The sequence below is a fragment of the Bacteroides sp. HPS0048 genome (assembly GCF_964240755.1).
GTDB classification, from domain to species: domain Bacteria; phylum Bacteroidota; class Bacteroidia; order Bacteroidales; family Bacteroidaceae; genus Bacteroides; species Bacteroides nordii.
In genome coordinates this window covers 39,445-52,749 of record NZ_CAXSVC010000005.1, presented here as the reverse complement: position 1 = coordinate 52,749, position 13,305 = coordinate 39,445, and the positions used below count along the sequence as shown (strand labels likewise).

At 41.3% G+C, this 13,305-nt stretch carries 10 protein-coding genes; 4 read left to right on the top strand and 6 right to left on the bottom strand.

Annotation, left to right across the window (positions count from 1 at the left end):
- Positions 1-17: 17 nt before the first annotated feature.
- From ACESQI_RS05720 to gmd, 4 genes are all read right to left on the bottom strand, one after another.
- Positions 18-1,550, bottom strand: coding sequence for a sulfatase (locus tag ACESQI_RS05720; protein WP_373125551.1), 1,533 nt, complete (start codon positions 1,548-1,550; stop codon positions 18-20).
- Between the two features lie 159 nt (positions 1,551-1,709).
- A complete protein-coding gene (locus ACESQI_RS05715; RefSeq protein ID WP_002560713.1) occupies positions 1,710-3,368 on the bottom strand; it encodes an AMP-binding protein in 1,659 nt (552 codons plus the stop codon).
- Between the two features lie 128 nt (positions 3,369-3,496).
- The gene (locus ACESQI_RS05710; RefSeq protein WP_373125550.1) at positions 3,497-4,567 is read right to left on the bottom strand and encodes a GDP-L-fucose synthase family protein; all 1,071 of its coding nucleotides are present in this window, start codon (positions 4,565-4,567) and stop codon (positions 3,497-3,499) included.
- Positions 4,568-4,572: 5 nt separating this feature from the next.
- Positions 4,573-5,646, bottom strand: a complete 1,074-nt coding sequence (gene gmd / locus ACESQI_RS05705; RefSeq protein ID WP_002560711.1) for a GDP-mannose 4,6-dehydratase — start codon at positions 5,644-5,646, stop codon at positions 4,573-4,575.
- 317 nt (positions 5,647-5,963) lie between these two features.
- On the opposite strand from gmd, the gene ACESQI_RS05700 reads away from it, so the two are divergent.
- Positions 5,964-7,232: an ATP-binding protein gene (locus ACESQI_RS05700; protein WP_195660040.1), complete on the top strand. Its 1,269-nt coding sequence runs from the start codon at positions 5,964-5,966 to the stop codon at positions 7,230-7,232.
- Between the two features lie 405 nt (positions 7,233-7,637).
- Here the strand turns inward: ACESQI_RS05700 and ACESQI_RS05695 are convergent, their stop codons facing one another.
- Positions 7,638-8,804 (bottom strand): dicarboxylate/amino acid:cation symporter, encoded by a 1,167-nt coding sequence (locus tag ACESQI_RS05695; RefSeq protein WP_122201665.1) that lies wholly within the window; start codon positions 8,802-8,804, stop codon positions 7,638-7,640.
- 135 nt (positions 8,805-8,939) lie between these two features.
- Between ACESQI_RS05695 and gnd the strand changes: the two genes are divergently transcribed.
- The 3 genes from gnd (at position 8,940) to pgl (ending at position 12,748) form a co-directional block, all read left to right on the top strand.
- Positions 8,940-10,415 (top strand): decarboxylating NADP(+)-dependent phosphogluconate dehydrogenase, encoded by a 1,476-nt coding sequence (gene gnd / locus ACESQI_RS05690; protein ID WP_007485174.1) that lies wholly within the window; start codon positions 8,940-8,942, stop codon positions 10,413-10,415.
- Between the two features lie 111 nt (positions 10,416-10,526).
- The gene (gene zwf, locus ACESQI_RS05685) at positions 10,527-12,023 is read left to right on the top strand and encodes a glucose-6-phosphate dehydrogenase (RefSeq protein ID WP_002560707.1); all 1,497 of its coding nucleotides are present in this window, start codon (positions 10,527-10,529) and stop codon (positions 12,021-12,023) included.
- Positions 12,020-12,748: a 6-phosphogluconolactonase gene (pgl, locus tag ACESQI_RS05680; protein ID WP_007485176.1), complete on the top strand. Its 729-nt coding sequence runs from the start codon at positions 12,020-12,022 to the stop codon at positions 12,746-12,748. Before zwf ends, pgl begins: the two co-directional genes overlap by 4 nt.
- 137 nt (positions 12,749-12,885) lie before the next feature.
- Here pgl and ACESQI_RS05675 read toward each other — a convergent pair whose 3' ends face one another.
- A complete protein-coding gene (locus ACESQI_RS05675; RefSeq protein ID WP_007485178.1) occupies positions 12,886-13,107 on the bottom strand; it encodes a hypothetical protein in 222 nt (73 codons plus the stop codon).
- Between the last annotated feature and the right edge of the window lie 198 nt (positions 13,108-13,305).

Below are 13,305 nucleotides of genomic sequence, written 5' to 3'. Positions count from 1 at the left end.
TTAAGGGTGAATACATCTTATTTTACTTCATCCGGCCAAGGTGCCAATTGTTGAGTTTTACGTAAAATGGGGCGTTGTGCATCAACTGAACGGAGGTAGTTACTTAATTTTCCTGCCAACTGTTTCGTGATGCGTGGCTCTTTTCCTGCCAGATCCTGTTTTTCACTAATGTCATTGGCTATATTGAATAACTCCCGCTTACCAGAGTCAAAATAGTAGACCAGCTTCCAGTCTCCCGAACGAATGGCACACGTTGCCCCGATTCCCGGTCCCGAAGGTCCCCAACTGTGTGGATAATGCCAATAGATATCCCTATCCTGCACTTTGCCTTTTTCAGTAAGAAGAGGTACAAAACTGATGCCATCCCGTTGCTGTATCGTCTTATAGTCCGATATACCAGCTATTTCCAATATGGATGGAAAGAAGTCTTCGATCATCAGGTAGTGATTACATTTACTTCCGGGTTTAATTTTACCAGGCCAGCTGACAATCATCGGTTCACGAACCCCTCCTTCATAAGCAGAGCCTTTACCACTGTTAAGTGGATAGTTCTGCACATGGAGTTGCCCTGCGCGTGTATGCGCAGCCAGTCCGCCATTGTCTGACATGAAGAGAATAACGGTGTTGTCTTCCAGATTGTTTTCTTTCAGATAGTCCATCAGGTCACCGAGGCTTTTATCCATCCCTTCTATAAGAGTAGCATAGGCAGCTTCTACCGGGGGCAATCCCTTATCGATATGCTTCTGATAGAAACGCAGATCAGGTTGTATAGGCGTGTGTACTGCATAATGAGCCATATACAGGAAGAAGGGCTTATCACTCTTCTGTGCATTATTCAAGGCTTTTTCTGCTTCCAGTGTGAGTGCTTCGCTCAGAAATGTATCTGTACCGTGATATTTTTCCAGACCTGGTACGGCAGCCAACGGGCTTTTACCATCGGGTTTGTTTCCAAAGTTCTCTTTACCGTAATAACTTGCAGGGGAACCTGCGGCGTGTCCGGCTATATTCACTTCAAATCCCATTTTCAGCGGATCTTCACCCGGAGTATTATTGGCTCCGAAATGAGCTTTCCCACAGTGTATAGTGTGATAACCGTTGTCTTTCAGAACTTGTGCCAGCGTGGTGACTTGAGTTGTTCTTTCTACTCCCGGTTCCTGGCAAATACCGTTTACATTCCATTCCGGATATATCATGACGGAGTCCGGTTGCTCGTGTGTTGTATTTTTGCGTAGTGTCCAACTGGTTACCCGGTGACGTGCTGCATTCATACCTGTAAACAAACTGACACGGCTTGGAGAGCTGATACTGCAAGCGTAGGCCTGCGTAAACATCATACCTTGTGCAGCTAAACGCTCCATATTGGGCGTTTCATAAATATTATTATAATGTGTACGCTGTGTCCAAAAGGGAAGAGAGGTATCCTGCCATCCCATGTCATCCACCAGAAACATAATAATATTAGGATGTTTCTGATCCTGTGCTGCATGAACATCGCTGCTAATGCTTAACGCCGGGAGTATGGTTGCCGATAGTAATAGTTTGTTTCTCATAATGCTGACAATCTTAAATTAAGGAACGATTAGGAGATTAGGGGATTTACTATTAGACGATTTACTATTTACGATTGAAGTTACACTATGCAAACTAATTTCAATCGTAAATCGTAAATCGTCTAATAGTAAATCGTAAATAGTCAAATTGTAATTTTTTTATCCTTTTGCTTCCTGATACAGGAATCTTTTGATTGATTTCTTGGGAGTTTTTTCGAACTCTTCCGGATATATTTTCATTTTTGAAATCTGGCTATATGCTGGTAACATGGCATTCAGTGCAACGCGGTTTTCTTCCATTACGCGTTCCATATCTTCATTTTTCAAGCCATGTGCAAAAGCTTCGTCGAAGTCGGGATATACCAGACCTACCAATTTCTCATTTTGCTGTACGATGATACTTTCCGATACGTAAGGCAGATTGTTCAACTTGTCTTCAATCTCCTCCGGATAGATATTTTGCCCGTTTGGACCTAATAGCATATTCTTACTGCGACCTTTGATCGTGATATTTCCATCGGCATCTTCCAGAGCCAGATCACCGGTATGCAACCAGCCATCCTTATCAATTACTTGTTCGGTGGCTTCTTCATTTTTGTAATATCCCAGCATTACATTGGGACCTTTGCAAACAATTTCTCCCGGTATATTTTCAGGATCCGATGAAAGAATTCTTACATCCATACGGGGCGCAGCTTTTCCGCATGAACCCGGTTTGAAGTATTTCCAATCCTCATAACAGATAATAGGACCACATTCTGTCATTCCATATCCCACTGTGTAAGGGAACTCGATCATCTTGAGAAATTGCTCCACTTCCTGATTGAAAGCGGCACCACCCACAATTACAGCTTCAAAGTTGCCACCAAAGGCCTGTATCATTTGTTCGCGTACTGTTGCCTTAATCTTATCATTAATAACAGGTACTTTCAGTAATAGCTTCATGGTGGGAGTTTCCAGTTTAGGCAAGATATTTTTCTTTATAATCTTTTCGATGATAAGTGGTACAGCTACTACCAGGTTGGGTTTCACCTCTGCAAATGCCTGGAAGATAATTTTGGGACTTGGCATCCGGGTAAGGAAGTAGATTTGGCAACCTACGGAAAATTCATACAGAAATTCAAATGCCAGTCCGTACATATGCGCCATTGGCAGCATAGATACAATCTTGTCACCCGGCTTTAACGTTAGTACTTCAAAACCGAATTTGGTATTCGACCACAGACTACGGTAGGGGAGCATTACTCCCTTCGAATAGCTTGTTGTTCCGGATGTATAGTTGATAACCGCCAGTTCTTCGGGCTGGTCTTTGTGATATTCTACATGTTCTTTGCGGAAGTTCTTCGGATATTTCTTGCCGAATAGTTCGTTCAGATGTTCGCGGGCGTATGTCAGTTTTTCACTGCGTGTTACCAGCAGAGTGAAGTCTGTCATCATCAGGATACCTTCGAGTAGTGGCATTGCCGATTCGTTGAGGTTTTCCCATACCATATCGCCAACGAAAAGGAGTTTGGCTTCAGAATGATTGACTATGTTGTGTACATTGTCTGCTTTGAATTCGTGTAGAATCGGTACAATTACTGCACCGTAGGTTAATGTAGCAAGAAAAGTGACTCCCCAGTGAGAGCTGTTTCGTCCGCAGACGGCTATCTTGTCTCCTTTTTGAATACCGCTTTCTTCAAAGATGATATGCAGCTTTTCGATCTTGCGGGCTACGTCTTTATACTGTAGGGTGGCTCCCTTATAATCTGTCAGGGCATCCAGGTCCCAATTGTTCTTGATACTATTTTCAATGTAAGCTATAAAACTTTGTTCCATTGTTTTTTGCACATTTGGTATTAAATTGTGCAAATATAACTATTATAATTGAAAGTTGAAAATTGAAAGTTGAAAATTGCTATGCAGCATGTTAGCGCAGCTAATTTTCAACTTTCAATTTTCAATTTTCAACTAAGAAACCAGTCGTACATTTTTTGTACCCCTTCCTCTATCTCGATTTTATGATGCCATCCTAATCCGTGTAGTTTGGAAGGATCTGTTAACTTGCGCATCGTACCGTCCGGCTTGGTACTGTCAAAAGTTAGTTTACCTTTATAACCAACTGTTTCTACAATCAGTTCGGCAAGCTGGCGGATAGATATTTCTTTGCCTGTGCCAATGTTGATGTGGCAATTACGAATATCTTTGCTACCTTCTTTATAGGTATCCTTGAAATCTACATGTTCCATCACGAATACGCTGGCATCGGCCATTTCTTCACTCCATAAGAATTCGCGTAACGGTGTTCCGGTGCCCCAAAGCAATACTTCCGTATCACTGATACCATATTTTTTAAGGATGTTCAGAATATCTTCTTTTGGGCTTTTACCGTCGATTCCTTCTACCGGACGGGCATTCATATCTTTGCGTACTCCTTCCCAGTTTCCTTCTTTCAGGCAGTGTGCCAGATGTACTTTGCGTATCATGGCCGGTAACACATGGCTACGTTCCAGATCGAAGTTATCATTCGGACCATATAGGTTGGTAGGCATTACAGCGATATAATTCGTTCCATATTGCAAATTGAAGCTTTCGCACATTTTCAATCCTGCAATTTTGGCGATGGCATAGGGCTCATTGGTATATTCCAACGGGGAAGTCAGCAACACCTCTTCTTTCATTGGTTGTTCAGCATCCCGCGGATAGATACAGGTACTACCTAAGAATAGTAGTTTCTTAATATGGTGACGAAAACTTTCGCCGATAACATTCTGCTGTATTTGTAGATTCTTGTAAATAAAGTCAGCGCGATAAATACTGTTGGCCATGATGCCACCCACGAATGCGGCAGCTAAGAATACATATTCCGGTTGTTCTTCATCAAAAAAGTTACGAACGGCAACACCATCCAGCAAATCGAGCTCTTTGTGTGTACGTCCTACAAGATTGGTATATCCTTTTTCTTGCAAGTTTTTCCAGATAGCAGAACCCACAAGTCCGTGGTGTCCTGCTACATATATCTTTGCATTTTTATCCATTGATCTTACTCCTGTTTGGTTGCAATCATCTTCTGTACTTTTCTCATATCATGGCGTACCATGATCTTTACTAATTCGGGGAATGGAGTGGCACACGGATTCCAGCCTAATACGGTTTTAGCTTTCGTAGGATTACCCAGTAGCTGTTCCACCTCAGCCGGACGGAAATATTTCGGATCAACTTCTACTAATACTTTTCCGGTAACGGTGTCGATGCCTTTTTCATCTATTCCTTCGCCTTCCCAACGCAGGTTGATTCCTGCTTCGGCAAAGGCAAGTGTACAGAACTCACGTACGGTGTGCATTTCTCCGGTAGCAATCACAAAGTCTTCCGGAACGTCATGTTGCAGGATAAGCCACATGCATTCTACATAATCTTTCGCATATCCCCAGTCACGGCGTGCATCCAGGTTTCCCAAGTACAATTTGTCTTGTTCACCTTGTACAATACGTGCTGCAGCCAGTGTTATTTTACGGGTTACGAATGTTTCTCCACGACGTTCACTCTCATGGTTAAAGAGGATGCCGTTTACGGCAAACATACCGTAACTTTCGCGGTAGTTCTTTGTAATCCAGAAGCCATATTGCTTGGCCACTGCATACGGGCTACGCGGATAGAACGGAGTTGTTTCACTCTGAGGTACTTCCTGTACCTTGCCATAAAGCTCTGAGGTAGAAGCCTGATAAATGCGTGTTTTCTTTTCCAGTCCTAAGATGCGTACTGCTTCGAGCATACGTAGTGTGCCGATAGCATCTGCTTCCGCAGTGTATTCGGGTACATCAAAAGATACCTTCACATGGCTTTGTGCAGCTAAGTTGTATATTTCGTCGGGTTGTACCATTTGGATGACACGTATCAATGAACTTGAATCAGTCATGTCGGCATAATGCAGGTTGATAGTACGTTTCTGTTTCATGTCGCGCACCCATTCGTCAAAATAAAGATGTTCGATGCGTCCGGTGTTGAAAGAAGAAGAACGACGGAGTATACCGTGTACTTCATAACCTTTTTGCAATAAAAATTCGGCAAGGAATGAACCGTCTTGCCCTGTGATCCCAGAAATAAGAGCTTTCTTCATATTATAAATAATTAATTTGGTAGTTGATAGCTAATAGTTAGAATTTGGTAGTTAGTAGTTAGAATCCCTTCGGCATAAAAATAATCAAGTTGCATAGATTCTAACTACTGACTTCTAACTTTGGCTTCTAATATCGTTGCAATATTCGGTATTTTCTTTCGGATAAGAGCTATATATGAGGGTGGAATTTTTTAGTTTAAACAGAAAATATTTATATTTGCCGAATATTATTCAAGTATAAATGAAAATTGTATTGTTTGATTTATAAATATCATTTTTAATTGAATTTTTTAATTGTGATATTAATATATTCGGATATGAATGATTGTTTTAATGAATTAAGTCTCTCTAATTATTGGAATGGACGATTGCCGGAAGCCGGATTCATTCGTAAGAGTTATACCAATCGTATTTTTGGCTATATCGGTAATAAACTGATAAAGTTACTGATAGGCCAACGTGGGGCAGGGAAATCATATCTGCTCCGGCAGATTATGCTTCATTTACTTGATGAGGGAGTATCGGCACGGAATATATTGTATATAAATCGTTCATTCACCGATTCTGGTTTCATATCCGGACGTGAAGGACTTGAAGAACTTTTATCTACTTATCGGGAACGAATTCATCCGGTAGGAAAAATCTATCTATTTATTGAAGAGATACAGAACATCATAGGTTGGGAAGAGTTTGTATATTCTCATTCGCAGGATTATGTCAACAGTAGCGAGCTGTTTATCAGTGGGTCCGGCAGAGAGATACTTCCTTGCGATGCGGAAGGGATGCCGGACCGGCATTATGTGAGTTTTGAGGTCTTTCCTTTTAGTTATGCAGAGTATAGAGAACGTGTGCGGGAAGAAGCTTCCGGTAAGAGCTATGCTGCATATATGGAAGGGTGTTCCTTGCCCCGGCTTTCTACTTTATCAACGGAAGATGTAAAATGGAATTATGTCTCCTCTATTAAAGATACTGCACTGTTTCGTGATATTGTGCAACAATATCGTGTGAAAGATCCCCGGCTTTTTGAAGATGTACTTATCTATTTAGCAGCACATCTGTCCGAGTTGGTATCTGTTACTAATCTGGTTGCTCATTTTAATTCGCAGCAGCGAAAGACGAGCTATGATACGATTGCCAATTATATCAGTTACCTCGAGAATACTTTCCTGATTCATCGTGTAGAGCGTTGTCAGGTTCGCAGTAAGGAAGTGGTGTTAGGTAGTTGTCGTTATTATATTAATGATTGGGCTTTCATGCGTTTTCTTTATCCGTTCTTTGTCCGCGAACAGGACACTAAGTTTAAAAATCATGTTTATCTTGAATTACGACGTGCCGGATATGCTGTTTATGTAGGTGTACATCGCAATAAAGTGATTGACTTTCTTGCACGGAAAGGAGACCGGATTATCTACATTCAGTGTGTGTGTGCTTTGGATAATGAGTTGATGATGCAGTCTTTGTATGCTTCGTTGGAGGCAATACAGGATAATTATGAAAAGTGGATAGTATCTCTCGATAATGTAGCATTGCCGTCAAAAGAAGGTATACGACATATACAGGTGTGGAAATTGGCAGAAATGTTGTAACATTTATTATTATCTGTCACGGCTCTTTAATCTCTTGTTTGCAAACTTAGTATTTTAACGGTGACTTAAAATGCATATTAACAGTGTCTTAAATACGTACTTTTGTGCCCCAAAAGTACGTATTTTTTTATTGTTTGATTTCCAGGGCTTTATAGTCTGTTTCTACCATTGTTTCAAATAACTTCACTGTAAAGTGATAAACTCTTTAGATAAAACAATCTGTGTTTCTGTTCAATTTAAAACTGCTCCATGGCGGGTTTATGAGTTGGCACATGGTTCTGGCCCGTAGTAACAAAGAATTCTATTGTTCGCCTTTTTTAGTGTTTTGATATCATTGGTAAGGAGGGTTGTTTCTATACTTTTCATTTTAGGTATTGCTGGGCTCTCCTTGTTTGTTTAACTTGTTCACTGCTTGCTTTTTCCCATGATTTTGTCTATAATTAGTGCAATTGCTCCGTCACCCGTAACATTACATGCTGTGCCGAAACTATCCATTGCAATGTACAACGCTATCATTAATGCTTGTGCTGATTCGTCAAAGCCCAACATGGATTGTAAAATACCTAAAGATGCCATAATAGCTCCTCCGGGAACACCAGGTGCGGCTATCATGGTGATGCCTAACATAAAAATGAATCCTGCGAAAAGAGAGAAGTCGAATGGCATACCCTGCATCATCATTAAAGCCAAAGCACAGGCTACAATCTTTAGTGTACTGCCCGAAAGATGGATCGTGGCGCAGAGTGGAATGACAAAACCGGCAATATCAGCTGATACTCCATTCTTTTTTGTCTGCTCCAAGGTGACAGGGATGGTAGCAGCAGATGATTGAGTTCCTAATGCGGTAAAGTAGGCTGGTAGCATCCGTCCTAATAATTTGAAAGGATTGCGTTGAACAAACAGTGCGGCAATAGAGTATTGAAAAATCAATAAGAAAATGTGCAAAGCGAAAATAACTCCAATGATTTTGATGAATACCATTAGGATGGAGAATACTTGTCCGGAGTGTGTCATGTTGAGAAATATACCAAAGATGTAGAGCGGTAGCAAAGGCAGAATGACAGCACTGATCATGCGGACAATAATCTCCTGGAAATCTCTTGCCACATTCTTTAAGGCATCACTGCGTAGTGCGGCCAATCCTAATCCTAATGTGAAAGCGAGAACCAAAGATGTCATTACATTCATTAGCGGTGGGATGGCAACGGAGAAGAAAGGAAGTATGCCTTGTGCTTCACTCACTTCTTCGAGTGGTCTTCCGGGCTCTATCAAGGATGGGAATAAAGTAGCACCGGTAAAGTAGGAGAGGAAACCCGAAAACAATGTCGCTCCGTAGGCTATCAGTGCAGTTACAATCAGCATTTTGCCGGCTCCTTTTCCGATATCGGCAATGGCAATTGTGACCAGTCCGAGAATGATGAGCGGAATAGAAAAATTTAGAAATTCACTAAAGATACCATTGAATGTTACAAATATGCGAACTAACGAGGCCGGAAAGAAGTGTCCAACTGCAATTCCTAACAAAATGGCAATAATAATGCGGGGTAACAGGCCGATATGGATTTTCTTCATGGTCGAAACTTTATTTAATTGCTACAAAAGTAGCATTTTTTTTTGTAAATAGCCGAACAAAATTTTATTGTATATGTTATAGTAAATAAGTAAATTAATAAAGAATAAACAACTAATTAGATAAATCTTACAATTATGTCAATACAGAATAAAACAGATGTTGGGCTGATTGGTTTGGCTGTAATGGGCGAAAATTTAGCCTTGAATATGGCAAGTAAAGGATGGAATGTATCGGTATACAACCGTACAGTGCCCGGAGTAGAAGAAGGAGTGGTAGAACGATTTCTCAATGGGCGGGCTAAAGGTCTAAACATCGAAGGTTTTACTGATATTGCTACATTTGTAGATTCAATATCCTTGCCTCGAAAGATAATGATGATGGTTCGTGCCGGTAGTGCTGTAGATGAATTAATGGAACAACTTTTCCCTTTACTTTCTCCGGGTGATATCTTGATTGATGGTGGTAACTCCAATTATGAAGATACCAATCGTCGTGTGGCATTGGCTGAGTCGAAGGGGTTTCTTTTCGTCGGTGCCGGTGTGTCTGGTGGTGAAGAAGGGGCTTTGAATGGTGCTTCTATTATGCCTGGTGGTTCGGTAGCAGCCTGGCCGGCGGTGAAACCTATTCTGCAAAGTATTGCGGCAAAGGCATCGGATGGTACGCCTTGTTGTGATTGGATTGGGCCGGCAGGTTCCGGACATTTTGTGAAGATGATACACAATGGCATAGAGTATGGCGATATGCAACTTATTGCTGAGGCGTACTGGGTGATGAAGAATCTGCTTGACCTGGAGAATGAAGAGATGGCGAATGTCTTTTCTCATTGGAATGAAGGGAAACTTCGTAGCTATTTAATTGAAATTACAGCAAATATCCTGCGGCATACAGATAAGTCGGGAGGGTATCTGTTGGATAAGATACTGGATGCTGCCGGACAGAAGGGCACAGGAAAATGGTCCGTTATTAATGCCATGGAACTGGGTATGCCTTTGGGGTTGATTGCCACTGCGGTATTTGAACGAAGTTTGTCGGCTCAGAAAGAGTTGCGCGAGACAGCTTCACGGCAATTTCAATGTAAACGTACACAAGCTGTTTATAATAAACCGGAATTGGTGAAAGAGATTTATGCTGCATTATATGCATCCAAGCTGGTTTCTTATGCTCAGGGATTCGCTGTTCTTCAGCGCGCTTCTGATACTTTTGGCTGGAAGCTTGATTTGTCTTCTATCGCACGTATGTGGCGTGGAGGTTGTATCATTCGTAGTATCTTCCTGAATGACATTGCTGCTGCTTTTGAGGTAAAGGATAAGCCCAAAAACCTCTTGCTGGCGCCTTATTTCCGGGATGAAATAAAGGGATTGTTATCCGGATGGAAAACGCTGGTGGTGCAGGCTATGCGTGAAGAACTTCCTGTTCCCGCTTTTTCTTCGGCATTGAATTATTTCTACTCATTGGTATCTGCCAATTTGCCTGCTAACATGATACAAGCGCAACGCGATTACTTTGGTGCACATACTTTTGAACGAAAAGATGAACTCCGCGGACAGTTCTTCCATGAGAACTGGACAGGACATGGTGGTGATACGAAATCAGGAACATACAATAATTAGTGATAAGTGATTAGTGATAAGTGATTAGTGCCATCCGGCATAATAGCGCAGCCACTAATCACTAATCACTTACCACTTACCACTAATCACTAACTACTAATTACTAAAATAATGGATAAATTTGTAATGATAATCTTTGGCGCTTCGGGCGATCTTACTAAGCGTAAGCTGATGCCTGCCTTGTACTCTTTGTACAGAGATAAGCGTCTCAAAGGAGAGTTTTCTGTGATGGGTGTGGGACGTACTGTGTATTCGGATACTGACTATCGTGCTTACATCTATACTGAACTTGAACAATTTGTGAAACCCGAAGAACAGGATAAAGAGTTGATGGATAACTTTACACAACATCTTTACTATCTGGCTATTGATCCTGCTATAGAGGCTGGCTATGTCCGCCTTCGTCAGCGTATTGAGGAGCTTACCGGAGAGAAGGAACCGGATAATCTGTTGTTTTATCTGGCTACACCTCCTTCTTTGTATGGAGTGATTCCGTTGCACCTCAAAAAAGCGCATCTTAATCGTGGACGGGCACGTATTATCGTGGAGAAACCATTTGGATATGATCTTCAGTCTGCTGAAGAGTTGAATCGTATCTATGCTTCTGTGTTTGATGAACATCAGATTTACCGTATTGATCATTTCCTGGGTAAGGAAACCGCTCAAAATTTGCTTGCTTTCCGTTTTGCTAACGGGATATTTGAACCTCTGTGGAATCGTAATTATATTGATTATATAGAGGTAACAGCTGTTGAAAATCTGGGTATTGAGCAGCGTGGCGGTTTTTATGACACTGCCGGTGCTTTACGTGATATGGTGCAGAATCATCTTATACAGCTTGTGGCATTGACGGCCATGGAACCTCCTGCTGTATTTAATGCTGATACGTTCCGCAATGAAGTGGTGAAAGTGTATGAGTCTCTAACTCCATTGACCGAGGAGGATTTTGAAGAACATATTGTTCGTGGTCAATACACAGCTTCTGGTAATAAGAAAGGATATCGCGAAGAGAAAAATGTAAATCCCGACTCACGGACAGAGACGTATATTGCTATGAAATTAGGAATCAGTAACTGGCGTTGGAGTGGTGTTCCATTCTATATACGTACCGGAAAGCAGATGCCTACCAAAGTTACGGAAATAGTGGTACACTTCCGTGAAACCCCACATCAGATGTTTCATTGTGCGGGAGGTAATTGTCCTCGTGCCAATAAACTAATCCTTCGCTTGCAACCCAATGAAGGTATTGTCCTGAAAATAGGAATGAAAGTACCTGGTGCGGGATTTGAAGTGAAACAAGTAACAATGGATTTCAGTTATAACCAACTCGGTGGCGTGCCAAGTGGCGATGCTTATGCCCGTTTGATTGATGACTGTATCCAGGGTGATCCTACCCTCTTTACACGAAGTGACGCAGTGGAGGCGTCCTGGCGGTTCTTTGATCCAATCCTCCACTATTGGAAAGAACATCCCGATGCACCGCTTTATGGTTATCCGGCCGGTACATGGGGCCCTCTCGAAAGTGAGGCTATGATGCACGAACATGGTGCTGAATGGACTAATCCTTGTAAGAATTTGACGAACACAGACCAATATTGTGAACTATGAAACCTTTTATTTATCCTTCGTCCATTGAGACGGCACGCGCACTGATTCTTCATCTGATAAAAATTATGATAGATGAACCCGGCAAGACTTTCAATATTGCTTTAAGTGGTGGAAGTACTCCTGCGCTGATGTTTGACTTGTGGGCAAACGAATATAGTGATATTACTCCGTGGACGCGGATGAAAGTTTTTTTTGTAGACGAACGTTGTGTCCCACCCGAGAACTCAGATAGCAATTATGGAATGGTACGCTCATTGTTGGTGGGCGTGGTTCCTATTGATTATGAAAACGTGTTTCGTATCAGAGGAGAGGATAGACCCGATAAGGAAGCGGTCCGGTATTCCAAGGTAGTAGAAAGTCAGGTTCCTATGCAAGATGGTTGGCCTGTATTTGATGTAATATTGTTAGGAGCAGGCGGAGACGGACATACCTCGTCTATCTTCCCCGGACAAGAGAAATTATTGTCTTCTGACAGGATTTATGAAGTAAGTTATAACCCGAATAATGGTCAGAAACGTATTGCGATGACAGGTTGTCCTATTATTAATGCCCGTCGGGTAATTTTTTTGATCACAGGCAGAAATAAAGCTGAAGTGGTGGAGGAGATTTATACTTCTGGTGACACGGGACCTGCTGCCTATATTGCCCATCATGCTAAGAATGTAGAGCTCTTTCTTGATGATTATGCTGCTGCAAATATAAATGGAGAGGAAATACCGGATTGATCGGTTAGCAGGTTGATTGTAGTATCTTCTGAAATATCTATATAAGAAAGTTGTTTCAATACGATAAGAAACGGCTTTCTTTTCGTATTGAAACCTGTGATAAGAATGGTTTTGTATAATTCATTCTTATCTGGCTTTTAATCGGGTATTTCTTTTATTTTTTCAATAATATATTCTTCTTTTTCACTTCTATGACAGTAGCAAATGTAATAGTTAGGGTCGTTGACCATATCCTTAAAGCTCTGCGGTAATTCAATTTCTTTTGTCTCTCTGTTGATAGCAACCAAAGCTATCATAATTCCTTCTTCTTTGCATTTGTCAATCAGGAGGCCATTTAGCATTATTTCTTCTTCGTTCATCTCATCTGTTTTTAACGGATGCAAAGATAATGCTATAATAATAAAATTGTACTATTTGTGATGTATTATTTTTTTTACTAAGTCGCTTTTTAGATAATAGATGGAAAGAAATAAAATATTACGGCTTGCTGTCTTCACAGATGGCCTGCCGTATAAAAAGTTTAAGTTTTAAATCAAAACAGATATTTGGTTAAAAAG